The organism is Stenotrophomonas sp. T8, from assembly GCF_051853085.1.
Taxonomy (GTDB): domain Bacteria; phylum Pseudomonadota; class Gammaproteobacteria; order Xanthomonadales; family Xanthomonadaceae; genus Stenotrophomonas; species Stenotrophomonas sepilia.
Window position 1 is genome coordinate 2,219,874 of sequence record NZ_CP195329.1, and the last position, 25,301, is coordinate 2,245,174.

General features: G+C 67.2%; 20 protein-coding genes. 10 read left to right on the top strand and 10 right to left on the bottom strand.

The genetic code is table 11. The features are described 5' to 3' along the window. Positions 1 to 171: 171 nt before the first annotated feature. Positions 172 to 2,799 (top strand): TonB-dependent receptor, encoded by a 2,628-nt coding sequence (locus ACSDHM_RS10430; protein ID WP_439426251.1) that lies wholly within the window; start codon positions 172 to 174, stop codon positions 2,797 to 2,799. A 106-nt stretch (positions 2,800 to 2,905) separates the two neighbouring features. Here the strand turns inward: ACSDHM_RS10430 and betT are convergent, their stop codons facing one another. From betT to ACSDHM_RS10450, 4 genes are all read right to left on the bottom strand, one after another. Further along, positions 2,906 to 4,885, bottom strand: a complete 1,980-nt coding sequence (gene betT, locus ACSDHM_RS10435; protein WP_072167517.1) for a choline BCCT transporter BetT — start codon at positions 4,883 to 4,885, stop codon at positions 2,906 to 2,908. A 183-nt stretch (positions 4,886 to 5,068) separates the two neighbouring features. Further along, a complete protein-coding gene (locus ACSDHM_RS10440) occupies positions 5,069 to 5,449 on the bottom strand; it encodes a VOC family protein (protein ID WP_088497871.1) in 381 nt (126 codons plus the stop codon). A 96-nt stretch (positions 5,450 to 5,545) separates the two neighbouring features. After that, positions 5,546 to 5,869 carry a DMT family transporter gene (locus ACSDHM_RS10445; RefSeq protein WP_072167515.1) on the bottom strand — a complete coding sequence of 108 codons (324 nt, stop codon included), beginning with the start codon at positions 5,867 to 5,869 and terminating at the stop codon, positions 5,546 to 5,548. Continuing rightward, positions 5,869 to 6,222 carry an SMR family transporter gene (locus ACSDHM_RS10450; RefSeq protein WP_088497872.1) on the bottom strand — a complete coding sequence of 118 codons (354 nt, stop codon included), beginning with the start codon at positions 6,220 to 6,222 and terminating at the stop codon, positions 5,869 to 5,871. The genes ACSDHM_RS10445 and ACSDHM_RS10450 overlap by 1 nt, the downstream gene beginning before the upstream one ends. A gap of 160 nt (positions 6,223 to 6,382) precedes the next feature. Between ACSDHM_RS10450 and ACSDHM_RS10455 the strand changes: the two genes are divergently transcribed. After that, entirely contained in the window at positions 6,383 to 7,234 is an 852-nt protein-coding gene (locus ACSDHM_RS10455) for a LysR family transcriptional regulator (protein WP_111200625.1), read from the top strand. A 101-nt stretch (positions 7,235 to 7,335) separates the two neighbouring features. Here ACSDHM_RS10455 and ACSDHM_RS10460 read toward each other — a convergent pair whose 3' ends face one another. Continuing rightward, positions 7,336 to 8,256 carry a M14 family metallopeptidase gene (locus tag ACSDHM_RS10460; RefSeq protein WP_072167512.1) on the bottom strand — a complete coding sequence of 307 codons (921 nt, stop codon included), beginning with the start codon at positions 8,254 to 8,256 and terminating at the stop codon, positions 7,336 to 7,338. Between the two features lie 131 nt (positions 8,257 to 8,387). On the opposite strand from ACSDHM_RS10460, the gene ACSDHM_RS10465 reads away from it, so the two are divergent. The 3 genes from ACSDHM_RS10465 to ACSDHM_RS10475 all read left to right on the top strand — a co-directional run bounded on the left by ACSDHM_RS10465 (position 8,388) and on the right by ACSDHM_RS10475 (position 13,122). Next, positions 8,388 to 10,469, top strand: coding sequence for a TonB-dependent receptor family protein (locus ACSDHM_RS10465; protein ID WP_439426252.1), 2,082 nt, complete (start codon positions 8,388 to 8,390; stop codon positions 10,467 to 10,469). Positions 10,470 to 10,531: 62 nt separating this feature from the next. Further along, a complete protein-coding gene (locus ACSDHM_RS10470; RefSeq protein WP_194433856.1) occupies positions 10,532 to 12,304 on the top strand; it encodes a chloride channel protein in 1,773 nt (590 codons plus the stop codon). Positions 12,305 to 12,405: 101 nt separating this feature from the next. Then, the gene (locus ACSDHM_RS10475; protein ID WP_005416969.1) at positions 12,406 to 13,122 is read left to right on the top strand and encodes an MgtC/SapB family protein; all 717 of its coding nucleotides are present in this window, start codon (positions 12,406 to 12,408) and stop codon (positions 13,120 to 13,122) included. Positions 13,123 to 13,152: 30 nt separating this feature from the next. On the opposite strand, the gene ACSDHM_RS10480 is transcribed toward ACSDHM_RS10475, so the two are convergent. After that, entirely contained in the window at positions 13,153 to 13,557 is a 405-nt protein-coding gene (locus tag ACSDHM_RS10480; RefSeq protein WP_353761334.1) for a MerR family transcriptional regulator, read from the bottom strand. Between the two features lie 63 nt (positions 13,558 to 13,620). Here ACSDHM_RS10480 and ACSDHM_RS10485 point away from each other — a divergent pair, with 63 nt between their 5' ends. Continuing rightward, complete coding sequence (locus ACSDHM_RS10485; protein WP_439426253.1) at positions 13,621 to 14,448, top strand: class I SAM-dependent methyltransferase; 828 nt, start codon at positions 13,621 to 13,623, stop codon at positions 14,446 to 14,448. An 81-nt stretch (positions 14,449 to 14,529) separates the two neighbouring features. Here the strand turns inward: ACSDHM_RS10485 and ACSDHM_RS10490 are convergent, their stop codons facing one another. The 4 genes from ACSDHM_RS10490 to ACSDHM_RS10505 form a co-directional block, all read right to left on the bottom strand. Further along, complete coding sequence (locus tag ACSDHM_RS10490) at positions 14,530 to 14,793, bottom strand: DUF6959 family protein (protein WP_231352155.1); 264 nt, start codon at positions 14,791 to 14,793, stop codon at positions 14,530 to 14,532. Between the two features lie 148 nt (positions 14,794 to 14,941). Further along, positions 14,942 to 15,778, bottom strand: a complete 837-nt coding sequence (locus ACSDHM_RS10495) for an OmpA family protein (protein ID WP_111200613.1) — start codon at positions 15,776 to 15,778, stop codon at positions 14,942 to 14,944. Between the two features lie 61 nt (positions 15,779 to 15,839). Further along, on the bottom strand, positions 15,840 to 21,017 hold the full coding sequence (locus ACSDHM_RS10500) for a YadA-like family protein (RefSeq protein WP_439426254.1): 5,178 nt from the start codon (positions 21,015 to 21,017) through the stop codon (positions 15,840 to 15,842). A gap of 235 nt (positions 21,018 to 21,252) precedes the next feature. Then, positions 21,253 to 22,233, bottom strand: coding sequence for a helix-turn-helix domain-containing protein (locus ACSDHM_RS10505; protein WP_439426255.1), 981 nt, complete (start codon positions 22,231 to 22,233; stop codon positions 21,253 to 21,255). 693 nt (positions 22,234 to 22,926) lie between these two features. Here ACSDHM_RS10505 and ACSDHM_RS10510 point away from each other — a divergent pair. From ACSDHM_RS10510 to cpaB, 4 genes are all read left to right on the top strand, one after another. After that, positions 22,927 to 23,115 (top strand): Flp family type IVb pilin, encoded by a 189-nt coding sequence (locus ACSDHM_RS10510; RefSeq protein ID WP_005416979.1) that lies wholly within the window; start codon positions 22,927 to 22,929, stop codon positions 23,113 to 23,115. 89 nt (positions 23,116 to 23,204) lie between these two features. After that, a complete protein-coding gene (locus ACSDHM_RS10515) occupies positions 23,205 to 23,750 on the top strand; it encodes an A24 family peptidase (RefSeq protein ID WP_072167503.1) in 546 nt (181 codons plus the stop codon). Then, positions 23,747 to 24,223, top strand: a complete 477-nt coding sequence (locus tag ACSDHM_RS10520) for a TadE/TadG family type IV pilus assembly protein (protein ID WP_072167502.1) — start codon at positions 23,747 to 23,749, stop codon at positions 24,221 to 24,223. The genes ACSDHM_RS10515 and ACSDHM_RS10520 overlap by 4 nt, the downstream gene beginning before the upstream one ends. Before the next feature lie 25 nt (positions 24,224 to 24,248). Next, positions 24,249 to 25,286: a Flp pilus assembly protein CpaB gene (gene cpaB / locus ACSDHM_RS10525; RefSeq protein WP_072167501.1), complete on the top strand. Its 1,038-nt coding sequence runs from the start codon at positions 24,249 to 24,251 to the stop codon at positions 25,284 to 25,286. Positions 25,287 to 25,301: the final 15 nt, after the last annotated feature.

Consider the following 25,301-nt stretch of genomic DNA (forward strand, 5'->3'; position numbering starts at 1 on the left):
AGCCGAACGTAGGCTCGGCTCTACAGGAGCGTGCGGACCAAATGCTCCGCACTCCTCGCTCCGTTCATTAAGAACCTGTGCTGTATAACTGAATGCGCTTTCGTCATTGGAAGGCGCATGTACCTGCGTGCGGTACTGACGGCTCCTCCCCCGTTTGGCGTTGTCGCTTCCATGTACCGCACCACCCTGAACCTGCTAGCCGGCGCCATTGCGCTGAGCCTCACCGCCGGCGCTGCCGGCGCCGCTGAATCGGCCGATACCGGCAAGGACAGCACCACTCTCGGCACCGTGCTGGTGACCGGCTCCAACATCAAGCGCAGTGATACCGCCGGGCCGAACCCGGTGCAGATCGTCAGCCGCGAACAGATCGAGCAGACCGGCCGCTCCACCCTTACCGACGTGCTGCGCAACCTGTCGGCCAATACCGGCAACAGTTTCGATGAGCAGTACACCGGCAGCTTCGCCGCCGGCTCTGCATCGATCGGCCTGCGTGGCCTGTCGCCGAAGAACACGCTGGTGCTGGTCAACGGCTACCGCGTGTCCAACTTCGGCTTCGCGCTCAATACCCAGGACACGTTCGTCGACCTCAACGCGTTGCCGATCAGCGCCGTCGAGCGCATCGAAGTCCTCAAGGATGGTGCTTCGGCGGTGTATGGCTCCGATGCCATCGCAGGTGTCATCAACATCATCCTGCGCAAGAACTTCCAGGGCGTGGAGGTGGGTGGCGGCTTCGGTACCGCCACCCAGGGTGGCCTGAACGAACGCAAGGCCAACCTGCTGGCCGGCTTCGGCGACCTGGAGCAGCAGGGCTGGAACGTGCTGTTCGGCTTGGACCTGCTCAAGCGTGATCGCCTCGACGCCGACCAGCGCGCCTATACCCGCAGCGGCGATTTCCGCGACAAGCCCGGCGGACGCCTGGCCGGCTGGTCCACCGCCGGTGGCAACTGGCTGTCCAACCCACGCGCACCTCAGCCGTTCGCCAACTGCCCCGACGGCAGCCAGCTGCGCCCGTACAGCGACTTCGGCAGTACCCTGCCCGGCCAGGCCTGCGCCTTCAATGCGCAGCCGTTCAAGACCCTGCAGCCCGGCGCCGAGCGCCTGCAGGCCTCGCTGAGCGCGACTTACCGCTTCAATGACAGCGTCGAGGCCTTCGCCGATGTGCTGTACAGCCACAACAAGGCCGACCAGATCTTCAGCGCGCCGCTGACCGTTGGCCCCGGCCTGCGCGCGTACAACCCGGCCACCGGCACGCTGATCGACGTGCCGGCGGTGCTGCCGGTCGGCCACCCGAACAATCCGGGCAGCACGCCGCTGCCGTTCGAGTACACCTTCTTCGACCTCGGCCCGCGCCTGAAGGACAACACCCAGGTGTTCTACCGTGCACTGGCCGGCGTGCGCGGCAGCGGTGAACGCTGGGACTGGGAAGTCTCGGCGCTGACCTCGCAGAGTGCGCAGCGCGAGTACGTCGACAATTTCGTCAACCGCTACGCGTTCGAACAGATCCTACGCGATGGCAGCTACAACTTCCTCAACCCGTCCAGCACGCCGGGGGCACTGGATGCACTGCGCCTGCAGACCAAGCGTCCGGGCTGGTACAAGCTGCATTCGTTGAACCTGAAGGCCTCGACCTCGCTGTGGGAGCTGCCGGCCGGTGCGATCAGCTTCGCCTGGGGTGCAGAGTTCCGCAAGGAATCACTGGACGCGCGCACCAGTGCACAGGTGCTGTCGGGCACCGAACTGCGCCCGGCCATCAACGTGGTGAACGGCGAGCGCCAGGTCAGCGCCGCCTACGCCGAACTGAGCGTGCCGCTGCATCGCACGCTGGAACTGCAGGTTGCGGGCCGCGGCGACCACTACGACGACTTCGGCAAGGCGTTCTCACCGAAGGTGGCGCTGCGCTGGCAACCGCTGGACAGCCTGCTGCTGCGCGGCTCGTTCTCCCGCGGCTTCCGTGCACCGTCGCTGCCGGAAATCGCACCCGGCCAGACCGTCAGCTATGGTTCGGTGATCGATCCGCTGGATCCGCTGCAGCCCGGCGGCAGCCGTGGCATCACCAACATCCGCACCGGCAACCCGGACCTGAAGGCCGAACGTTCGCGCAACTTCAACCTGGGTGCGGTGTGGTCGCCGGATGGCGATACCAGCATCGGCCTGGACTGGTACCGCATCGAGCAGGACAACCTGGTCAAGCCGGACAGCGCGCAGTTCATCGTCGACAACCCGACCCTGTTCCCGGGCCGCGTGCAACGTGATGCGCAGGGACGCATCCAGTTCATCACCAACCAGTACGCCAACCAGGGCGAGTTGACCACCTCGGGGCTGGACCTGGACGCCAGCCGTACCTTCCGTACCGACGGCTGGGGCACCTTCACCGTGGCCGGCAGCTGGACCCACCTGCTCAGCTTCAAGCAACCGCTGGTGGCCGGCCAAGCACCGTATGACGGCGCCGGCAACAACCGCCACGGCGCGCTGCCTCGCACCCGCGGCACCACCTCATTGAACTGGGCGGTGGGCGACTGGAGCAGCACGCTGAGCCTGCAGTACGTGAGCGGTTACGACCAGCGCGTGGCGACGGCGACCAGCAACCCGGGGCTGCGTGACCGCGTCAAGCCCTATCACCAGCTGGACCTGTATGTGGCCTACGAAGGGATTCCCAACACCACGCTGTCGCTGTCGGCGCTGAACCTGACCGACAAGGACCCGCCGTTCGACCCGGCTGGCGGTTCCAACGGTTTCGACATCAGCCAGTACAACCTGCGCGGGCAGTTCGTCTCGCTGGGCGCGCGCTACCGGTTCTGATTGCCACTGTAGAGCCGAGCCATGCTCGGCTGCTCTTCGGCACCACGCAGCCGAGCATGGCTCGGCTCTACAGGTCGGTGCGGTCCCGCGGTCCGCACCCACCGCATCAACGGCTCAGGTGCAGGAACTGCAGGTGCCGTTCGTACTGGCTGATGATGTCGTTGATGATCTGCTTGCGGCTGTAGCCCACCAGGTCGTAATCCTGGCTGCCTTCGAACAGATGTACCTCAGCGCGGTAGTAGCGCTGATTGCGCAGCTGCTGGGCGGCGAACGACGGGGTCAGGTAGCCGCTGAGGATCACCCGGTACAGGAAGTCCTGCTGCTCGCCGTGGTTCACCGTCAGCTCCATGTCGCCGGCCTCGAAGCGGGTGGATACATCCCAACCCTGCCCGCGCAGCTGCTCGGCCACCGCCTCCATCGCCGGCTTCACCGTGTCATCCATGAAGCGGTAGACCTGGTCGCGTACCGGGAAGTGCATGGCCTGGCTCAGGCGCTGGCGCCAGCCCTGATGATGGCGATCGTCTCCGATCAAGGGCGATGGCCGGTATTGCAGCGCGCGCTTGCGGTGCGACTCGTCACTGAACGCGCGGGTCAGGCCCCACATCATCAGCAACAGGATCGCCGAGAACGGCAGCGATGCCAGCACCACCGCCGATTTCAATGCATCGATGCTGCCGGCCAGCAACAACCCGGCGGTCAGCACCGCGATCACCGTGCCCCAGAACACGCGCAGCCAGCGCGGACCATCGTCTTCGGGTGATCCACCATGCGACGACAGCGTGGACAACACCACCGCCCCTGAATCAGCGGAGGTCACGAAGAAGATGAAGCTCACCAGCACCGTCACCGCGATCACCGTGCGGCTCCACGGGTAGCCGTCCAGCAGCGCGTACAGCACCGTCGGTGGATCATCCACCGCCAGCTGCGCCAGTTGCTGCTGGCCGTGGTGGAGCACCTGGTCCAGCGCGCTGTTGCCGAAGATCGACAGCCAGGCCAGGGTGAAGCCGAGCGGGATCAGCAGCACCCCGAATACGAATTCGCGGATGGTGCGGCCGCGTGAGATGCGCGCGATGAACAGGCCGACGAACGGTGCCCAGCCGATCCACCAGGCCCAGTAGAACACCGTCCAGCCGCCCAGCCATTCCGGTCGGCCGCCATAGGCGTACACATCGAAACTCTTGCCGACCACGCTGCCCAGGTAGTCGCCCAGGTTCTGCATCAGCGTGCTGAACAGGTACTGCGTCGGCCCGGCGAACAGCATGAACAGCACCAGCGCGATCGCCAGCAGCATGTTGATGTTGGCCATCCAGCGCACGCCCTTCTCGACGCCGGACACGGCCACGGCCACCGCCGCGCCCATCATGCTGACCACCAGGATGATCTGCACCAGGTTGGAGTGCGGAATGTCGAACAGATGCGACAGACCGGCATTGAGGTGCAGCACGCCGAAGCCCATGTCGGCACCGATGCCGAATACGGTGGCGACGATGCCCAGCGCGTCCACGGTGTATCCGATCGGGCCGTTGATGCGCTTGCCGATCAGCGGGTACAGCGCCGAGCGCAGGGCCAGTGGCAGGTTGTGGCGATAGGCGAAGTAGGCCATCGCCATCGCCGCCAGCGCGAACACGCCCCAGCCGTGCAGGCCCCAGTGCAGGAACAGCAGCTGCATGGCCTGGCGCGCGCCAGCCTCGCCTGCGGCCGGATCGCCCTGCGGCGGCTGCAGGTAGTGGGTCAGCGGTTCGGACACGCAGAAGAAGAACAGGGTGATGCTGATGCCGGCGGCGAACAGCATGCCGGCCCACGAGAGGTAACTGAACTCCGGCTCGTCATGGTCGGCACCCAGCTTGATGCCACCGTACTTGGACAGCGCCACGCCCACCACGAACACCAGGTACAGGGTCATGGCCAGCAGGTAGTACCAGCCGACGTTGAGGGCGGCCCAATCCTGTGCCTTGAGCAGAAGGCGGCCCGCGCCGAGCGGGAACAGGCTGACGAACAGCGCGAACGCCACGACAATGATCGCCGCGAAGGCGAACACAGGCCGAAGGGTGCGCACCGGGGATTGTTGCGGCTCCAGTACTTCCATGGGGCGGCGTTCTCCGGTAGATCAAAGGGTTAGCCGACCGATTCTGGCTGAACCGCAGTGGACAGAGCATGAAGTTGCGGCCTGCGGTCGCAGGCCCGTCCGCTCATTCCGTGGTATCACGCGCGCGCCGGAGTGCCACCTTGCCCACGCGGGCTGCGGCGCGGCCACGCACATCCTGTCCGATCACGACATTACGTGCACCGCACACAGCTTGTTGCCATCCGGGTCACGCAGATAGGCCAGGAACACCTGGCGACCGGACATGTTGCGGACGCCGGGCGGATCTTCGATGGCGGTGCCACCGTGAGCCACTCCAGCCTCCTGCCAGGCACGCACGGCCTCTGCACTGCCCAGACTGAAACCGATGGTGCCACCGTTGGCATGGCACGCTGGCTGCCCATCGATCGGCGCGGTTACACCGAACATCCGCCCATCCTTGAAGTACAGCAGCCGTCCCTTCTCGTCGAATACGCCCGCCCGCGCGTCCATCGCGGCGAACAGGGCGTCGTAGAAGCGACGTGCGGCATTCATGTCGTTCGTTCCTACGGTGATGTGGCTGAACATGCGGGCACTCCATGTGGAAAACCGCAGTGTCGATGAGCATGGGCGACTTCGCAAATCGCTGCATCATCGCCGCCCCGCTCGCGACCGGACGTGCTGCTACTTGGCGGTGCTGAGCAGCAGTACCGCCGCCGTGACCAGGGCGATGCCAATCCAGCCGATCGGCCGCAGGCGGTTACCGAACAACAGGCGGCCGCAGCTGGCGGTGCCGATCACGCCGATCGCCCCCCACATCGCATAGGCCGTGGCCAGATCCATGTAGCGTACGGCCTGGCCCAGCAGGGCGAAGGCAATCCAGACCAGGACGATCGCACCGACGCCCCAGCGCCAACGACGGAAACCTTCCGACTTGGCCACCATCATGTTGGCGGCGACGTCGATCAACGCCGAGCAGATCACGAAAAACAGGGCCAGGGTATTCATCAGTGCGCCTCCCCGAGGGTGACGCAGACGATGCCGGCCACGGCCAGCATCAGGCCGGCCAGCTGCTGCAGCGACAGGCTCTCGCCGAACACGGTGAGGCCGACCACGGTCAGCAGGGTCAGGCCGAGGCCTTCCCACACCGCGTAGGCCACGCCCACGGCGATGCGGCGCACCGACTGCGCCAGGAAGAAGTAGGACAGCGCCAGCGCGCCGGCCATGATCAGGTAGCCGGTCCAGCCGCCATCGCGGGCGGCATGGGCCATGAACGAGGTGCCGACCACTTCGGCGACGATCGCCACGGTCAGGCAGGCCCAGGCGGCGAGCGCGCCACGGGCGGCAACAGTACGGGACATGTGAAGCTCCTTGCAGGGCGGGGACCGCGCCGCCTCTTCAATGGGTCCACGGCATGCGTGGACGGTCCGGAACGCCCCGCAGACAAGGGCGACGGCGGCCAGTATCATCGCCTTTTACGGTGGTATCAAAATGGATTCCATCGACAGGAGCGATGGTTCAATGCCCTATTCCCCCGAATCCCTGCAGGCCTTCGTGGAAGCCGCCGCGCTGGGCTCGTTCTCGGCGGCGGCGCGCCGCCTGCGCAAGACGCAGTCAACGGTCAGTACCGCCATTGCCCATCTGGAGGCCGACCTCGGGGTGAGCCTGTTCGACCGCAGCGGGCGCTACCCCCGGTTGACCGAGGCCGGGCGCCAGGTGCTTGGCCATGCCCATGAAATCCTCGCCGCCGATGCCCGCCTGCAGCAGTTGAGTGTGCGCCTGGCCGCGCCGGTCGAAGCGCGGCTGACCGTGGTGTTTTCCGACGTGTACCAGCTCGATCCGGAGCAGCGCGTGCTGCAGCGCTTTGCCGAAGCATTCCCGGAGATCGAACTGGAATGGCTGGATGCCGAAGGCGATGACGTGCTGGAGCTGGTCGGCAGCGGCCGCGCCGCGCTGGGCCTGCTGCCGCGCCAGGAAAGCTATCCGGATGGTCTGGTGGCACGCCCATTGGCCCATCACAGCGAGCTGTCGGTGTATGTGGCGCGCGACCATGCGCTGGCCGACGCCGGCCGTCGCGCAGCTTCCCAGCTGGCACGGTACCGGCAGGTGCGATTGAGCGCGGAGGTCGACCATGCGCGGGCGGTTACCGGGCTGGCGTGGACCGCCACCGACTACCTGATGGTGATGGAGATGGCCGAGGACGGCATCGGCTGGGCCGAGCTGCCACGCGCGCTGGTACAGCGCTACGACCGCGGGCAGCTGGTGGAACTGACGCTGCCCGGCTGGCCACGACGCATCCACAGCGACCTGCTGTGGCGCCGCGACGCGCCGCCGGGACCGGCCGCACTGTGGTGGGCCGACGCGTTGGGATGACACAAAAAAGGGGACGGAGGGGATCAAGTCGTTTGTGCCACAAACGACTTGATCCCCTCCGTCCCCTTTTTCAGTTGCCGGCCAGCGGCCGGCACTACCGGTCAACGATGGGCGAGCGCGTAATCCAGCGCCGCGCACACCGCGGCCACCTGCGCGTCGTTGCACTGCTGCGGGGTCGCCCGGGGGCTGTCCGGGTAGACCTCGGTGGTGGTAGTGAACTTCGCACCGGTGATGCCCGCGCACAGTCCGAGCTTCACCAGCGGATACTCGATCACGCCGTGGGCCACCACCGGCGAGCCGATGATCTCGCCCTTGTCGTCGGCCGGGGCGATGTGGGTCACCTTTTCCACCGCAGCGATCACCGCCTGCTGGAAGGCCGGCTGCGGGTTCTCGCTGTCATCCACCAGGTAGAAGCCATCGGGGATCAGGCCCGGCTCGAACGGCTTGCCGTCACGTGCCGCCAGCGCTGGGCGGAACTCGCTCTCGTCGCTGTCGGTGGTCTCGTGCAGGTCGATGTGCAGCACGAACTGGCCCTTGTACGGCGCGATCAGATCGATCACCGCCGTTGATTCACGCGCCGGGCCATCGGCGCGGAAGTTGCGGTTCGGGTCGATCGCATCGAAGTTCCAGCGGTTGATGCGCTCGAAACCCCACGGGTTCACGCACGGCGCGACCAGCAGGTTGGCCTTGGCGGCATAGTTGGCGGCGTGCTTCTCGAGGAATTCCAGCGCGCCCATCACGCCGCTGGTCTCGTAGCCGTGCACGCCACCGGTGACCAGTGCGGCCGGCAGCGCCGGGTTCCAGTCGCGGCTGCGCAGGGCAAACAGGGTATAGCTCTCGCCGGCGTAGTCGAGCTGACCATAGGCCACCTTGTCGAAGCGCGATGCGAGCGACTCGATGCGCGGCAGCACCTCCTTGTCATACCGACGCAGGCGCTGCTGGCGGCCACGCCACAGCTCCCGTTGCGCCGCTCCCCACGGTTGGCCAGGGGTTCCGACGGGGTAGAAGGCGGCTTGGGACATGGCGGATCTCAGCGAGTCAGGAAACAATCGCCCACTCTATCACCGGGGCACGGGCATGAACCGGGGGCGCATTCCAATAGCGAATGGAATCAGCAATAATTCTCATTTGCGACCTTCCACAACCTCTACCGATGGCCATCCACGCCCTGCAACCGGCCCGCCTGCCCCTGGCCGCCGCCCTCGCCCTGTGCCTGCTTCCGGCCACCCGCGCCTTTGCCCAGGACCGCGCCACTACGCTGGACAGCATCCAGGTCTCGGGCAGCTGGCTCGGCACCGGCCTGCATGACAGCGTCAAGCGCTTTGCCGGCGCACGCACGGTGGTCGACCGCCAGCGCATCGAGGCCAGCGGCGCGGCCAGCATCGGCGATGCCATGCGCCGCATCCCCGGCGTGCAGGTCACCGAAAACTCCGGCACCGCCGGCAGTTCCGTGTCGCTGAACATCGGCGTTCGTGGCCTGACCGGGCGCTACTCGCCGCGTTCGACGGTACTGCTGGACGGCGTGCCGCTGGCGGTAGCGCCGTATGGGCAGCCGCAGCTGTCGTTCGCGCCGACCAGCCTGTCGAACATCGAATCGATCGACGTGGTGCGTGGTGGCGGCGCGGTACGCTACGGCCCGCAGAACGTGGGCGGCATCATCAACTTCAGTACCCGTGCCATTCCCACCGGCACCGGCCTGCATGGCGAAGCCGGTGTGCGCTACACCGCCTACGACCACGGCGGCGGCGACAGCACCCAGTACAACGCCTTCCTCGGCGGCACCGGCGACAATGGCCTGGGCGCGGCCCTGCTGTACTCCGGCCAGGACGGCCGCGGCTGGCGCCAGGGCAGCGATGACCGCTTCAACGACCTGGCGCTGAAGTTCGCCTATGCCATCGACGAACAACAGGAACTGCGCGCCAAGCTGTCCTACTACGATGTGCGCTCGCTGACCCCGGGCGGCCTGACTCGCGCCCAGTACGAGGCCGACCCGTTCCAGAACACCCGCCCCACCGATTTCTGGAAGGGCCATCGCACCGGCATCGACCTGGGCTACACCAACACGCTGTCGGCCAACAGCGAGTTCGAGGTGCTGGCTTATTACAACGAGAGTACCCGTGCCAGCTCGCTGATCAACGCCGCCAACACCCAGTTGACCGTGCAGCCGCGCGACTACCGCGTGCTCGGCATCGAGCCGCGCTACACCCAGCGCCTGCATTGGGGTGCAAGCGTTCACGACATCACCGCCGGCTACCGTTTCCTGCGCGAACGTGGCAACGACCGCAGCTACACCGTCACCCGCCGCACCGGCGTGGCCGGCGCCACCAACCGCTTCGACAACGCCACAGACGCCCACGCGTTCTACATCGACGACCGCATCGCGATCGGCCAGTGGCGGATCACCCCGGGCGTGCGCATGGAGTGGATCGACATGGACCGCCGCCAGGCCGGTGGCGCGGCGACCTTCAGCAGCCGCAACGACAAGGCTCTGCCCTCGCTCAACATCGCTTATCTGCTGACTCCGCAGCTGACCGTGTTCGGCAACTACACCACCTCGTTCGGGCCGGTGCAGAACATCCAGCTCAATTCGCAGACGGCCAGCAACCCGCTGAACCCGGAAATCGCCAGGACCACCGAGCTGGGCGCGCGCTGGCAGGACGGCGCCCTGCGCGCGGAAGTGACCGTGTTCAAGATGCGCTTCGACAACCAGATCCTGCAGGTGCCGGGCATCACCCCGCCGACCTTCCAGAACATCGGCGCCACCGACCACAAGGGCGTGGAGAGCGCGGTGGAGTACCACTTCGCCGAGGACAGTGCGCTGGCCGGGTTGGAGCTGTACGCCAACTACACCTGGACCAAGGCGGTCCAGCAGTCCGGTGACAACCGTGGCCTGGACGTGCCGTTCTACTCGCGCGACACCGACAGCGTCGGCGCCCGCTACGCGCTGGCCGGCTGGACCTTCAATGTCTCCAGCACCCACCAGAGCGGCCAGTTCTCCGATGCCGCCAACACCTGGGAAGAAACCGCCGATGCGCGCGTGGGCCGCGTGCCGGGCGTGCGCCTGTGGAATGCGCAGGTGGCCTGGCAGGTGCCGGGCCTGGGTGACAGCGAGATCGCGCTGGGCGTGAACAACCTGGCCGACACGCGCTGGTACACCCGCAACGTCGATGGCAACGCCGGCCGCATGGTGGCCGCACCGCGCACCTTCTACGTGCAGGGTCGCTACCGCTTCTGAAGCGGTAGCCGCCCGATGCAGTGACGGTGGCGATCACGGTGGCGGCGTATCATGCCGCCACCATGTCACTGCCTGTTTCGCCATCGCGCCTGCATTCGGCCTTCCAGGGCCTGCGCCTGCGGCTGCGCGGCAGCGACCTGTGGTTCATCGCACTTGCCCTGCTGGTCGGCCTGCTTGCCGGCTACCTGACCCTGCTGCAGTCCGGCATCGCACGCTGGCTGCAGGGCACGCTGTACGGGCTGGATGAAGGGATGCGCCTGAGCTCCCTGCCCTCGATGACCTGGACCGCGCTGCTGGTGCTGCCGCTGGGTGGCCTGCTGGTGGGCCTGGTCAGTTTGGCGGCAACGCGACTCAAGCGGCCCCTGCTCGATGCGGTGGAAGCCAATGCCCTGCACGGCGGCCGCATGTCGATGCGCGACAACCTGATCGTGCTGACCCAGACCCTGCTGTCCAATGGTTGCGGCGCCTCGGTCGGGCTGGAAGCTTCGTATACGCAGATGGGGGCCGGCACTGGCTCGCAGCTGGGCCGGGTGATGCGCCTGCGCCGCAACGACGTGCGCATCCTGGTCGGCGCCGGTGCCGCCGGTGCCATTGCCGCCGCCTTCGGTGCGCCGCTGGCCGGTGCGTTCTATGCCTTCGAGATCGTCATCGGCGCCTACACGCCGGCCGCACTGGCCCCGGTGGCGGTCGCCGCGCTGGCCGGCGCGTTTGTGGCCGACCAGGCCGGCATCGAGGCCTACCTGCTGCCCGCCGCCTCGACCATCGACGTGCGCGCCGCCGACTACGCCATCTACGGCCTGCTCGGCTGCTGCTGCGCGATGGTCGGCATTGTCATCATGCGGCTCATCGCCTCGATCGAGGGCACGGTCAAGCGCAGCCCGCTGCCTGCCTGGGGTCGGCCGGTGGTGGGCGGCCTGCTGCTGATCCCGCTGGCCATGGCAAGCCCACAGGTGCTGTCGTCAGGCCACGGCGCGCTGCATCTTGACCTGACCACGCATCTGCCGCTGATCTGGATCGGCGGCCTGCTGACCCTGAAATGCCTGGCCTCGGGCATCTCGCTGGGCTTCGGCTTCCGCGGCGGCCTGTTCTTTGCCTCGCTGTTCATGGGCACCCTGGTCGGCGCGCTGTTCGCGGGCCTGCTCGGCATGGCCACTGGCGTGCCCGTGGTCGACGCCACCTCTGCGGCGCTGGCCGGCATGGCCGCATTGGCCGCTGCCGTGGTCGGTGCGCCAATGACCATGGCCATGCTGGTGCTGGAGGGCACCCACGATTTCCTGCTGACCAGCGTGGTGATGAGTGCAGTGCTGGTGTCCAGCACGCTGGTGCGGCAGTGGTTCGGCTATTCGTTCTCGACCTGGCGCATGCACCTGCGTGGCGAAACCATCAGGAGCGCGCGCGACGTCGGCTGGGTGCACAACCTCAATGCCGGCCGGATGATGCGCAAAGGGGTTTCCACGGCTCCCGCTGACCTCGACGCCGCCGCCTTCCGCCAGCGCTTCCCGTTGGGCTCGGGCAGCCGCGTGATCCTGATCGACAGCGAAGGCCACTACGCGGGCATCGTGCAGATCCCACGCGTGTACGGCGATGGCGTGAAGCCGGAGACCGCGATCGGTGAGCTTGCCGAGAACCGTGACATCTCGCTGTCGCCGTCCGCGGACGTGGTCAGCGTGATGCAGCGCTTCGACCAGACCCAGGCCGATGAACTGGCCGTGGTCGGCGCCGACGGCCAGGTGCTGGGCGTGGTGTCCGAAGCCTTCGTACGCAAGCGCTATGCCGAGGAACTGGACAAGCGCCAGCGCGAACTGATGGGCGAGCGCGTCGACGACACCGACTGACCCCGAAAAAGGGGACGGAGGGGATTAAGTCGTTTCTGGCACTTCCGGGTATCCACGCATGGCGTGGATCTACTGTCACTTCGACCGGGTAGACTCCGGCCATGCGCTTCATTGAGACCTTCCAGGCCGGTCCTTTCGCCGACACCGTGGTCAGCCTGCTGGCCGCCTTCGTGCTGGGTACGTTGATCGGTGCCGAGCGCCAGTACCGGCAACGCACCGCCGGCCTGCGCACCAACGTGCTGGTGGCAGTCGGTGCCGCCGCCTTCGTCGACCTCGGCATGCGCATCGCCGGCAGTGCCGAGGCGGTGCGGGTGATCTCCTACGTGGTCTCCGGTGTCGGCTTCCTCGGCGCCGGCGTGATCATGAAGGAAGGCATGAACGTGCGTGGCCTGAACACCGCCGCCACCCTGTGGTGCTCTGCAGCGGTCGGCAGCTGCACCGGCGCGGACATGCTGGCCGAGGGCGTGCTGCTGACCGTGCTGATCATCGCCGGCAACACCCTGCTGCGGCCGTTGGTGAATGCCATCAACCGCATTCCGATCAACGAGGCAGCGACCGAAGCCACCTACGAGGTGCGCCTGAGCGTGGATGCCGACGCCGTGCCGCGGGTGCGCGAGCGCCTGGTCGATGCGCTGGAAGCGGCGCAGTATCCGGTGGGCGATGTGCAGGTGGTCGAGCATGCCGACGCGCCTACCGATGTGATCGCAGTGCTGGTCAGTACGGCCGTGAGTGCCGATGAACTGGACGTGGTGCTGGCACGGATGGAGCAGGTGCCGGGCGTGCTGCATGCCACCTGGGAAGTCAGCACCCGCGATTGATGATCCACGCGGGGCGTGGAGGCTCTTCTCTCATCCCCTCGTCCGCTGCTGCGCGCGCAACAGTTTCCGGAACGAACTGCACGACCGGGCATCCTCCGCCAGCGGGCATGCCGCCGCGCGTTGCAGCTGACGGCGCACCCGCTGCAACCGGGTGATCTGCCGCTGCAGCACGTCGGCCTGCGCCAGCAGTGCCTCGCGGTCCAGTGAGATGCGTCCATGCTGCGACGGCAGTGATGCACCAATCTGCTGCAGCGAAAGGCCGGCCGCCTGGCCAAGGCCGATCAAGGCCAGCCGTTCCAGCACCCGCTTGTCGTACTGCCGGCGCAGGCCGAGGCGCCCCAGCGCATGCAACAACCCCAGCTGTTCGTAGTAGCGCAAGGTCGAGGCCGGCACGCCACTGCGCTTGACCACCTCGCCGATATCCAGTTCACGCACGGGCTTGACCTCAAGTGACCTTCAAGCACCAAGCTATGGGCAACTACCCGTCGAGGCAAGGCCATGGCCAGCACATCTCCCATTGATCAGTACGCCCTGTGGAACGGCCCTGGCGGCCAGGCGTGGGTTGCGCAGCAGGCCGTTCTTGACGGCCTGTTCCAGCCGATGGCCGACCTGCTGGTCACCGAACTTCCTGAGACCGTTACCGAACTGCTCGACATCGGCTGCGGCACCGGCGCCAGCCTGCTGGCCGCGGCCGCAGCGCGCCCCGGGGCACATTGCACCGGCCTGGACATCTCCGCGCCGATGCTGGCGCTGGCCCGCCAGCGCGCCGAGGCTGCGGGACTGGACGCGGACTTGATCGTGGCAGACGCGCAGCGCCATCCGCTGCCGCCCGCGCACTTCGACTGGATCCAGTCGCGGCTGGGCGTCATGTTCTTCGAGGACAGCCAGGCCGCGTTCGCCAACCTGCATCGTGCCACGACACCCGGCGCTGGGCTGCGCTTCATCGCCTGGCGCAGTGCCGACGAAAATCCATTCATGACCACTGCCGAGCGCGCGATCGGCGATGTACTGGATCTCCCGCCCCGCGTACCCGGCGCACCGGGACAGTTCGCTTTTGCCGATGGCGAGCGCGTGCAGCGCCTGTTGCAGGCCGCCGGCTGGAATGACGTGGAAGTGGTTGCGGTGGACCTGCCCTGTTCGCTCGCCCGCGAAGACCTGCCGACCTATGTCGGCCACCTGGGACCGTTGGGACTGGCCCTGCGATCGATGCCGGAAGCCCGCGCCACAATGCTTCGCGGAAAAGCATTGGCCGCATTCGCGCCGTTCATCGAAGGTGACCGCGTTCGTGTGGATGCCGCCTGTTGGTTGATCCGCGCCCGCGCTTGAAAAAAGGGGACGGAGGGGATTAAGTCGCATATGCCCCGGCTGTGCCGGAAACGACTTAATCCCCTCCGTCCCCTTTTTTTGCTAGAGGGCCTCGCCGGCGTCGGCCAGGCGCGATTCGATCAGGGCGTACCACTGCTGCAGCACGTCGATCAGCATGTCCAGCTCGGCGTCGGCGCGCTGTGCGCGACCGCTGCGCAGGCAGGCCTGGGCTTCCTGCAACTGGGCCAGGAATCCGGCCACGGTGTCGGCCTGCAGGATCAGGCCCGGCAGGCGCCGCCCGGGGATGCGCACCACGGCATGATTGCCGAGCTGGCCGTACACGCTGAGCGTAGCTTCCGTCTTCATGGAGAGTGGCAGGAATTGGGCATTCATCGCGTGCACCGTTTGAAAACCTGAGCCGCAGGCAGGCGTGGACGACGGGGGAGACGTTGCCACGCCTGCCGGCGGTCAGGGGGGACTCGGAATGCCGGGGCACCGCCCCGGCGCAGGAAAGTCAATGTGGCTGTGCCATCCCGGCGATCTGCACGCGCCGGTTCGGTGCCAGGCAGGCAATCAGCTCGCGCCGGTTGCGCTGCTCGCACTGCACGATCGGCTCGGCCGCGCCGCGTCCTTCGGCACTGATGCTGGCTGCAGGCACGCCCCCCTGCACCAGCGCGTTGCGCACGGCATCGGCGCGGCGCTGCGACAGTGCCTGGTTGTAGCTGGCGCTGCCGATGCGGTCGGTGTAGCCGGTTACCCTGATCGACTGCACCTGCGCGGCCTCGCGTACCTGCGCCAGGATGCCCTGCACCGCCTGCTGGCCTTCGGCGCTGAGCACCGCGCTGTCGAAGCCGAACAGCGCGTCGGCCGACAGCCGCAGCGGCTGTTCCGGCAGCGGTGCCGGTGCCAGCGGCGCCGGTGGCCGCGGTGGTTCGAGCACGGCCGCGCACGACTCCGGCTTCCAATACCCGCCCTGCGCGATGCCCTTGCTGTCGAAGCGCACCTGGAACTGGCAGGTGAAGTACTCCGCGCCCTGCGCGGTGCGGAAGTTGAACAGGTAGTTCCACTCGCGCACGCCCCACATGCCTTCATTGAAGTGCGGCGTGCCCAGCAGCGTGTACAGCTGCCGCTTGCTCATGCCCGGCGCGAAGCGGCGCAGGTCGGCGACGTCGGGATAGATGCCTTCCTTCAGCGAGGCCTTGGAGGCCTCCGGGAAGTGCACGGCGGTGGCGTCGGCAGGACCGTCGGCGGCCGGCGCATGGCTGCGGCAGGCGGCCAGCAGGCCCATCCCCAGGATCAGGCCCAGCGTGGCGGCACATTGGCCGGCGCGGGCGATGCGATGCTGTTTCATGTCGTTCCCCCTGTAGACGTTTCCGCGATGCCGGGCCGCGGGTGCGGCCCGGCGGCGGGGATTACCACTGGATGCCGGCACCGACGGCCACACCGGCCTCGCCACGGCTGTTGGTCGAACCGCTGAACTTGTAGATCCAGCGGCCGCCTTCGGAGACACCGGAGATACCGACCGCCACGCCCGATTCGCCGTTGTAGCTGCCAGCCGCGATCGAGGCCATGCTGCGGCCCGCCTCGCTCGGCTGCGGCAGCGCTGCGGTGGCCATCGCCGACGCGATACCGGCCGAAGCACGATTGTCAGTCTTGCGCAGGTCGCGCTCGAAGCCGCCCATGCGCTCGTCGGTGTAGGCCTTGGACCAGTCCAGGGTCTGCGCCATGCCCGACTTCAGCTGGTCGACGTTGACGGCATCGGTGCCAGCAGTACCGGCGGCGACGTTGCGCACCGTGGTCGGGCCGCTGCTGGTGCTGCCCAGGGTGACACTGTTGTAGTTGGTCGCGCCGTTCACCGTGGTGTCGTAGCGGATCGTGCCCTGCTGCGAAGCCTGCAGCTGGCGCACGTTGACCGCATCGGTGGCCTGCGAGCCGTCTGCCACGTTGACCACCTGGCGTTCGGCACCGGCGGCACCGACAGAGACCGTGTTGGCCCGGTTCGCCACCGAACCCGCACCCAGCGCCACCGAGTTGTCGGCCTGCGCCTGCGAACCATTGCCCAGCGCGGTCGAGTTGGCACCGGCGGCAGTGGAGCCTGCACCACCGGCGGCCGAGTTGGCGCCGCTGGCGGACGGATCGGCCAGGTTGTTGGTGTTGTTGGCGCGGAAGCTGCCCGCCACGTTGGTGATGTTCTGGATCTTCTGGTCGGTGTACTTCTTCGACTCGTCGATGGCGTAGTTCACGCCGTTCTTGAGTTGGCCGACATTGGTCGCGTCGTAGGTGTCCGAGCCGTCGGCAACATGGGTGATCTTGCGTTCGCTGCCGGTGCTGCCGACCGAGACCTCACCGGCCGAGTTGCTGGCACCGGTCTGCCCGTAGGCGCCGGTGTAGCCGCTCTGTGCACCGACGCTGGCGACCGAACCGGCGCCCAGCGCCACGCTGTTACCGGCACTGCTGCTGGCACCGTTGCCGACCGCCACGCTGTTGGCACCGGCGGCACTGGCCTGCGGACCGACCGCCACGGCTTCCGCACCGGCTGCAGTGGCTGCGGCCGCCGTTGAGTTGACCGCCAGGTACGCACTGCCACCACCGCCATTGGTGATGCGCTGGTTGAGGACCTTCAGCGAGCCGTCGACAGCGGTGAAGGCGGCGGTGACGTTGTTGTAATCGCCGCTGGTGAAGGTGCCATCGGTGGCGATGCTGGAGATGCTGAACGTCGGCGCGGTCCACACGTTGGTGGTGCCGTTGTAGGCGGTGGTGCCACCGAAGTAGGTGGCGATGGTGCTGTTCGTGCTGAACAGCTGGTCGCCGGTGATGGCATCACTGCTGCCGGCCAGGATGCTGCCGGCGGCGACGTTGGTGATCTTCACCGCGCCGGTGCCGGTACCCGTCAGCGTCACGCTGTTGAGCACGTTGCCACTGCCATCGACGTCGTACTTCACGGCCAGCTTGTCGATCTCGCCGGTCTGGTCCGCGACGTTGGCCAGCGAGTTGCTGACGGCATCGAAGGCGGTACCGACGTCGTTGTAGTTGCCCTTGGTGATCGTGCCGTTGGCGGCGACGTTGTTGATCGAGTAGGTCGGTGCGGTCAGTACGCCGTTGGCATCGACCGCGGCACCACCGCCCAGATGGGTGGCCACCGCCTGGTTGGCGGCAAACAGCTGGGCACCATTGATGGCCTCACTGCTGGTGGCACTGACCTGGCCCGGGCCAAGGTTGCGCAGCGTGGTTGCCGTGCCGGTCTGGCCCAACGTGGCGCTGGCGTAGTTGACGCTGCCGTCGCCGTTGAGGTCATAGCGCAGGGCGCCCTGCTCCGAGGCCTGCAGCTGGCCCACGTTGACCGCATCGGTCGCCGCCGTGCCGGCGGCCATGTTGGTGACCTGGCGCTCGGCACCGGCCGCACCGATGGAGACACTGTTGGCACGGTCGGCCAGGCTGCCGGCGCCGACCGCGATGCTGTTGGCGGCAGTGGCGCGGGCATTGGTACCCACCGCGATCGAGTCGGCGCCGCTGGCCACCGCCTCAGTGCCGGTCGAGTTCACCCGCAGGTACTTGGTGCCACCGTTGCGGATGTCGGTGATCTGCGTGTTGAGGTTGACCAGCGAGCCATCGACCGCGGCGAAGGCATCGGTGGCATTCTCATACAGGCCCTTGGCGATGGCACCGCCAGTGGAGATCGTGCTGATCTCGAACAACGGTGCAGTAAAGATGCCGCTGGCCGGATCGAAAGCCGCACGACCACCGAAGAAGCTGGCGATGGCACTGTTGGTCGCCGCCAGCTGGCCACCGTTGACCGCCTCCAGGCTGCCGGCGGTGACCGCGCCAGCGGCAAGATTGCCGATGGTGGTGGTGCCGGTGCCTGCGCCGAGCGTGACCCGGCGATAGTTCGGGTTGCCCGAGCCGTCCAGGTCATAGGTGACCGCTGCGGAGGCCACATCGTCGATCAGACTGATGGCGCCCTTCAGCTGGGCCACGTTGACAGCATCGGTATTGGCGCTGCCCGCGGCAAGGTTGGTGATCTGGCGCTCGCCACCACCGGCCGTGCCCACCGACACTTCGCCGGCCGAGACCTGGGGTGCGGTGAGGCCGTAGGCGCTGTAGCTGGCCTGCGCGCCGCGCAGTGCAGCGGAGCGGTAACCCAGCGCGACCGAGTTGGCCTGGTTTGAAGTGGCTTCGGCACCCAGCAGGGTCTGTCCGTTGGCGGTGCCCACGGCACTGTCACCGACGACGACCGAGTGGCCCATGCGGGCGGCATAGTCGGCCGTCGGCACGCCGGTCGGATTGCTGGGATCGTTCACGCCATCGCCGGGGAAGGCGACATTGGCATCGACCTTCGGCAGTTCATGGCGTGCGTTGGCACCGATCACCACTTCCTTGGACCCGTTGGCGAAGGCGCCATCGCCCATCAACACCTGGTAGTCCTGTGCCGCGTTGACCGCCCAGCAGGAAATATCGGCCAGCGCGATGTCCAGGCACTTGGCCGCCCACGCCGGCGAGTCGGTTGGCAGAAGGAGGCCCAGCAGGCCACCGGGATTGCCGTTGTTGATGTTGTAGATGTAACTGTCGGAGGTCACGCCACCGATCAGGGTCAGGTGCGAGCTGCCGCCCGTGGCTGCGCCGCCCAGGCCGTTGAGCGTGCTGCCGACCGGCGACAGGTTGACCACCGGCAGGCCCAGCACATTGACCGTCGAATAGGTCTGCATGACGTTGGCGTTGCTGAGCTTGAGATTGCCGTTGCTCAGGTAGCCATTGCCGCCGAACAGGCTGGTGGTGGTCGGCCCGATCAGCTGGCCGACATTGCCGACCAGGCCACCGGTGCCGATGATCAGACCAGCATTCGGGTCGGCCGGCGCGGGCGCCTTCGGACTGGTTGGCGGAATCGCCGAGGGTTGGGTCAGGCCGAGGCTGCCCAGCGTGCCTCCCACCAGGCCCCCCACGGCGCTGCCCAGGTTGCCGACGGTGCCATTGAGATTGCCGTTGAGCAGGTTGCCCACCGCGCTTCCGACACTGCCCAGCGTGCTGCCCAGCACACCGCCCAGGTCGCCGGCGGTGCTGCCGGTGGTGCCGTTGAGAATGCCGCCCACGGCGCCGCCGACCGTGCCGACCGTGTTGGTGAGCGTGCCGCCCACTGCGCTGCCGACCTGGCCGACGGTGCCGTTCAGTGCGCCGCCCACTGCACTTCCAACGGTACCGACAGTGCCGTTCAGAGCACCGCCAACTGCGCCACCGACTGCGCCCACCGTGTTGTTGAGCGTGCCACCCACTGCGCTGCCGACCTGGCCGACAGTGCCGTTCAGAGCACCACCCACCGCACTGCCGACAGTACCGACAGTACCGTTCAGCGCGCCACCGACTGCACCGACGGTGTTGTTGAGCGTGCCGCCCACTGCGCTGCCGACCTGGCCGACGGTGCCGTTCAGTGCGCCGCCAACTGCGCCACCGACCGCGCCTACCGTATTGTTGAGCGTGCCGCCAAGTGCGCCGCCGACCTGGCCGACGGTGCCGTTCAGTGCGCCGCCAACGGTACCGACAGTACCGTTCAGCGCGCCACCCACCGCGCTACCAACTGCGCCCGCGGCACCGTGAAGCGTCCCGCCGACAGCACCCACCGCACCACCGACCAGGTTGCCGACGCCCAGCGCGCTGTGCTGTGCGGCCACCGTCGCCTGTCCGGCCAGCTTCAGATTGCGATCGGCCACTACCTCCTGGCCGTCTGGCGCCTGCACGCGCACCTTGCCGGCGACGCCGGCATCGAACGCGGCACTGATGGCACGATCATGGGTTTCACCCGGCAGTTCTTCCTTGGCCGGCAGCGTGACTGCCGCCGTCGCCCGGGCCTGGCCATGCCCCTCGATGTGATGGCCAGCGACCGCCAGATGCGTGTCGGCCTTGCCGTCGACGGTGGCTTTCAGCCCAGGCAGTGATCCGGCGGCTGCACCGCTGAGGCCGGCGGCCGCCTGGGCACCCGTATCGATCGCAGCGACCTGGCGGCCAGCGATGCCGACCTTGGCCCTGGCGCGCGCATTGGCAGCAACGCCCAGCGGCGCCTGCGCGCCGGGCGCAACGTGCGCAGCCAGCGATGCATCCACCTGTGCCGCCCTGGCCGCAGCGTTGCCCACGCCAACATTGGCGCGGACATCAGCCGCCAGTGCCGGCACGGCCACCTGTTTCGGCACGGTGTTCGCTGCCAGCTTCACCTGCACGGTGGCCGGCAACACGTCACGTACCACCGGCAGCGACGTGGTGTTCAACTGCAGGCCCAGACGAGCATCCGCGCTGAGTGCGGGGCTGTTCTGCGCCTGTCGCGCGGCGGCAGCCAGGGCCACTTCCGCGTCAACCTTGACCGGCATCGGCTGCGCATACTTTGCCGCGAGTGCTTGCAGGTCACGCAGCGATTGATTGGTTTCCGAGGCCCCTGCATGGCCGCTGGCCAGCGCACACAGCAGTGCCAGGGCCAGGGCCGTGGGCATCAGCAGGAAGGCGCGCGGATCGCGTGCGGCGCTGCCGCCGCTGTCGCCGGTGGCCAGTTCCGAGGCCACAACCAGAGCATTGAGCTGGCGGTTCCATACACGCCGGTAGATGCGGTTCATGAGCATTTCCCCCGTAGGCGAACAACTGGAATGTCAGTGGACTTGCCGCTAGGCAGGTGACTGACATTCCAGCGGTTGCAACGAGGGCGGTGCACTTCAATCCGGCACGGCAATCGCGCATTCCGGCAAATCCACGGCCGGAATCGGCAGCCGGCTATGCATAAGCGGCAACACGATCGGCAAGCGGATACGCAATTCCGGCATAAACTCCGCAAAAACCCTTGCCGGGCCTGGATCAGGCCGGTTGGCCGATCTGCGCGGGTGCGCGCATCAGGGTGTCGCGCGGCAGTTCGCCGAATACCTTGCGGTAATTGTCGGCGAAGCGCGACAGGTCCCACAGCACGCAGCTCAGGGCGATCGCCTTCACCGAGCGACGGCTGGAGTCCGCCATCGACAGGCTGCGGCAGGCCGCGCACAGGCGCAGCATGGAGAGGTAGCGGTTCGGCGAGGTTCCAAACAGGTCCTCGAACGCATAGCGCAGGCCGCGCTCGCTGACGCCGGCGGCATCGCAGATCTCGTTCATGTAGATATTGCGACGCAGGTTGAGCCGCATGAAGTTCTCTGCACGCTGCGCGATCAGATAATGCGTGCGCCGCGCACGGGTGCAGCCCGGGCGATCCGCCGCACCGGCGCCCAGCAGGGCCTGCACATGCTCATGCAGCAGGTTCTCGGTCTCATCCGGCTGCAGGCCTGCACCCTGCCCCAGCTGCAGGTGCAGCTGCTGGTAATGGCGTGCCAGCGGCGTGGCATCGCTGGCCAGGTTGAACAGCGAAAGTGCCTGGCCAGCAGGTGGCGTGCTGCGCAGGCTCAGTTCGGTCAGCTTGCGCTGGACGCGGGCCACCGGCACCAGCATCAGGGTCATGTGCGTGCCCGGGCTCAGGGTGAACTCACTGATGCCCTCCGGCATGATCGTCAGCGCCATGCCCGGCGAGAGCGGCACGCCGTGGCACCAGCTCATCGTTTCATCGGTGGCGTGCAGGTACCCCAGCATCGCCCAGTCCGGCGGCAGCATGAAACGGCCACGGCAATGGAAGCCGCAGCTGATGCTGCAGAACAGGGCTTCCTCGTGCACGCGCGAAGCGAACGCCGCCCGTGGCCCGTTGCCATCCAGCAGCAGCAGTTCGACATCGCAGACGCGAAGCACGCCGCTCAGCGTGGCCAGGTCTATCGACCGAAGGCCGCTGTCGTCGCTGTCCTCTACCCCACCATCGACCATGACAGTGTTGTCCCCCCGTTGATCCGCCATCCGCTGCGGCCCCCACTGCCTGACAGGGCGCGCAACGATCCAGAATCCATTTCCGTTGCCACGCCGACAGCGCCGGCGTCGATGCGATCGTACAAATCAATGCAAGAGCTTGAATACGAGTATGCCCAATAATCGGCAAAGGTAAACCCGCGGCGCTGAATGATGAAACGGGATACACAAGTGAAGAAAATGTCTGAGCAGGTGGCACGGTTTTCGCATGGAACCACAAGGCGAATCACATTATCTGCACGACAATGAATCGTTTTGCCTGCGAACGGATTTTCGTCACAAAAACCATCTGAAATTTTCAGGCTTCCGGGGTTTCTGCCGAATTTGCATATAGGTTCCGGTTGCAGCCAACCGCCATTCAGGCAAAGTCGACATTACGGTGATCGAGCCATCTGATCTGGCCGCACCCAGGGGGACAGCATGACCACGCACGCATCATTGGATGCCTCGACCACCGGCCCCGGGCCGTCCGGTCGCGACCGTGCGGCCGATGTCCCGCCTGGAAACGATCACCCTGCTTGAGCACAGCGGGCCTATCCCGCCGTGCCTCCTCCGCCAGGACGCGCGGAGGCCCACGGACGATCCCGGCGGAGCCGGGCCACCGCCCAACGCAGGTGTACTGCATCCGCAGACAGGTAGAGGGAGACATTGGTCATGAACGCATCGATCCGCAAATTCCTGAAGGAAGAAGACGGCGTCACCGCGCTCGAGTACGGGCTGCTGGCTGCCGTGATAGCTGGCGTCCTGATTGCGGTCGGCAACGACCAGATCAAGGGGTTCTTCGAAACGCTGTTCAAGAACCTCTCCGCACTGGCCACCAAGGCTTCGGGCTCGACGACCTGAGCGGCGACCGCGCGCGGCCGGCAGAGCCGCGACGGCGGGGCGCATGGAACCAGGCGAAGACCGTCCAGTGACGGACGATGGAGTGTGCGATGACAGTGCTGGGGTTGTTGGCCATCGGCGTGTGCCTGCGGATCGCGATCAGTGATCTGTATGCCCGTCGAGTGCCCAACAACTGGCTGGTCGCCGCATGCGTGATCGCCACTGCGGTGATCGTGGTCGGCCAGTTCAGTGCGCCGCGCCAGCCGTGGCTGCCCCACCTTGCCGGCGCGGCGATCGGCCTGTTGGCGCTGCTGCCGTTCCATGCCCTGCGCTTGATGGGCGCCGGGGACGTGAAGTTCTTTGCCGTGCTGGGCCTGATGCTGGGCTGGCAGGCGCTGCTGCCGGTCTGGCTGGTGGCAAGCCTCGCGGCTGGGTTGCATGCCGTACTGGTGCTGGCCGGTCGCCGCCTGGGCGTGCTGCTGCCCGGTCACCTGCAGATGCAGGTCAATCGCACCAGCACGCAGTGGCAAGCGCATCCGGTGCTGCGTGACATGCAGGCCGCCCGCCAGGGACGACGTGGCATTCCCTATGCAGCCTACCTGGCACTGGCCGCCATCGGCTGGGTGCTGGCCAGCATCTACGGAGGTGCACCATGAACATCCGCAGCCCACGCCTGCAACGCGGTGTCGCCAGCATCGAGTTCGCCCTGATGCTGATGCTCGGCCTGTTGCCGCTGCTGCTGTTCACCTTCTCCGGGGTGATGATCATGGCGGCGCAACAGACCCTGGCCACCGCATCGGCCGAAGGCGCGCGTGCCTCGCTGCGCTACGGCACCGCCAGCGAACGACGCACCGCCGCCTGCGTCGCCGCACGCACCTCGATGCAATGGTTGCTGCAGTTTTCCAGGCAGAACGTGGACTGCAGCGCGGGGGGCAGCAACGCCATCGTGGTGTCGGCACAGGCACCCTGCGCCGGTCTGGCCACGGCCCAGTGCATGACCGTGACGGTCAGCTACGACTACGCCAGCCATCCCTTCCTGCCCGGCACCGCCACGCTCTACAAGTGGGTGATGCAGGCCCCCATCCGCAGCGTCGCGGTCGCGCAGCTCGATCTCGGCAGCGGCAATTGATGATCGGTACTTTGGAGATGGTTCCATGCTCAAGTTGACCCGCATCGCTGCCGTCGCCCTGATCGGCCTGGCCGTGCTGCTGGCGCTGATCGCCTTCATGATCGGGCGCAAACCCGCCGCACCTGCAACGGTCGCGCCGGTCGCTCACAACGAGACCCAGGCGATCACCGTGGTCGAAGCCGTGGCACGCCTGCCTGCGGGCGAGCCGATCAGCGCCAACGGCCTGCGCCTGGCCCAGCGCACCGCACCCGTCCCCGGCGCCGCTACCAGCATTGCCGCCGTGACCGGCAAGGTGCCGGTGCAGGACATTGCCGAAGGCAGTGTGATCAACGGCAGCGCATTGGCTCAGGGCTTCTCGCTGCAGCTGCGGCCGGGCGAGCGTGCCCTGGCCGTGCCCGTGGACGAACTGGTCGGTGCCGGCAACCGCATCCTTCCCGGTGATTTCGTCGACGTCTTCCTCAACCTGCGCAACGCCCAGCCCAGCATCAACAGCCCTGGCGAAGCGGCGCAGACGCGCCTGCTGCTGTCGCGCCTGCGCGTCCTGAGCTACGGCCAGCAGGACATCGTGCCGCTGGCCACAGAGACTATTTCCGACAGCGAGGCCGACACCCGCAACGACCCGCGCGCTGCCGACATCACCGGAAGTGGCAGCACGCACAGCAGCAGCAATGAAGCGCCGCAACCCGCACGCAGCGCGGTGCTTGCGGTACCGGTGGCCGACGCCAACCGGCTGCTGCTGGGTGCGCAGCAAGGCAAACTTTTCCTGGCCCTGCGCAATCCCGCCGATACTGGCCTGCCCGACCTGGCGTTGTTCCCGCAATCGCGCGGAGTGATCGACCCGCTGCGTGGGCTCGACGCCGAACAGCAGCTCGCCCTGCAGCGGCCGGAGAACCACGCCTTTGCCGGTATCGACAGCGACGCGCTGGCCGGACGTGGCAGTGCACCGCCACGCAGCACCCCGGATGCACCGGCGCGCGCGCCGGCGTCACGTCGCAGTGCACCGCGCGCGTCGGGGATCGAGATCATCCGCGGCGACAGTTCCGCATCCCGTGCCTCCCTTTGACCTGCATCGAGTGCA

Bases quoted from the DNA above. Each gene is read 5' to 3' on its own strand.
- ACSDHM_RS10515 (WP_072167503.1), top strand. From the start codon at position 23,205: ATGACAGTGCTGGGGTTGTTGGCCATCGGCGTGTGCCTGCGGATCGCG.
- ACSDHM_RS10485 (WP_439426253.1), top strand. From the start codon at position 13,621: ATGGCCAGCACATCTCCCATTGATCAGTACGCCCTGTGGAACGGCCCT.
- ACSDHM_RS10505 (WP_439426255.1), bottom strand. From the start codon at position 22,233: ATGGTCGATGGTGGGGTAGAGGACAGCGACGACAGCGGCCTTCGGTCG.
- ACSDHM_RS10520 (WP_072167502.1), top strand. From the start codon at position 23,747: ATGAACATCCGCAGCCCACGCCTGCAACGCGGTGTCGCCAGCATCGAG.
- ACSDHM_RS10455 (WP_111200625.1), top strand. From the start codon at position 6,383: ATGCCCTATTCCCCCGAATCCCTGCAGGCCTTCGTGGAAGCCGCCGCG.
- ACSDHM_RS10465 (WP_439426252.1), top strand. From the start codon at position 8,388: ATGGCCATCCACGCCCTGCAACCGGCCCGCCTGCCCCTGGCCGCCGCC.
- betT (WP_072167517.1), bottom strand. From the start codon at position 4,885: ATGGAAGTACTGGAGCCGCAACAATCCCCGGTGCGCACCCTTCGGCCT.
- ACSDHM_RS10460 (WP_072167512.1), bottom strand. From the start codon at position 8,256: ATGTCCCAAGCCGCCTTCTACCCCGTCGGAACCCCTGGCCAACCGTGG.
- ACSDHM_RS10430 (WP_439426251.1), top strand. From the start codon at position 172: ATGTACCGCACCACCCTGAACCTGCTAGCCGGCGCCATTGCGCTGAGC.
- cpaB (WP_072167501.1), top strand. From the start codon at position 24,249: ATGCTCAAGTTGACCCGCATCGCTGCCGTCGCCCTGATCGGCCTGGCC.
- ACSDHM_RS10495 (WP_111200613.1), bottom strand. From the start codon at position 15,778: ATGAAACAGCATCGCATCGCCCGCGCCGGCCAATGTGCCGCCACGCTG.
- ACSDHM_RS10500 (WP_439426254.1), bottom strand. From the start codon at position 21,017: ATGAACCGCATCTACCGGCGTGTATGGAACCGCCAGCTCAATGCTCTG.
- ACSDHM_RS10450 (WP_088497872.1), bottom strand. From the start codon at position 6,222: ATGTCCCGTACTGTTGCCGCCCGTGGCGCGCTCGCCGCCTGGGCCTGC.
- ACSDHM_RS10440 (WP_088497871.1), bottom strand. From the start codon at position 5,449: ATGTTCAGCCACATCACCGTAGGAACGAACGACATGAATGCCGCACGT.
- ACSDHM_RS10470 (WP_194433856.1), top strand. From the start codon at position 10,532: ATGTCACTGCCTGTTTCGCCATCGCGCCTGCATTCGGCCTTCCAGGGC.
- ACSDHM_RS10445 (WP_072167515.1), bottom strand. From the start codon at position 5,869: ATGAATACCCTGGCCCTGTTTTTCGTGATCTGCTCGGCGTTGATCGAC.
- ACSDHM_RS10510 (WP_005416979.1), top strand. From the start codon at position 22,927: ATGAACGCATCGATCCGCAAATTCCTGAAGGAAGAAGACGGCGTCACC.
- ACSDHM_RS10490 (WP_231352155.1), bottom strand. From the start codon at position 14,793: ATGAAGACGGAAGCTACGCTCAGCGTGTACGGCCAGCTCGGCAATCAT.
- ACSDHM_RS10475 (WP_005416969.1), top strand. From the start codon at position 12,406: ATGCGCTTCATTGAGACCTTCCAGGCCGGTCCTTTCGCCGACACCGTG.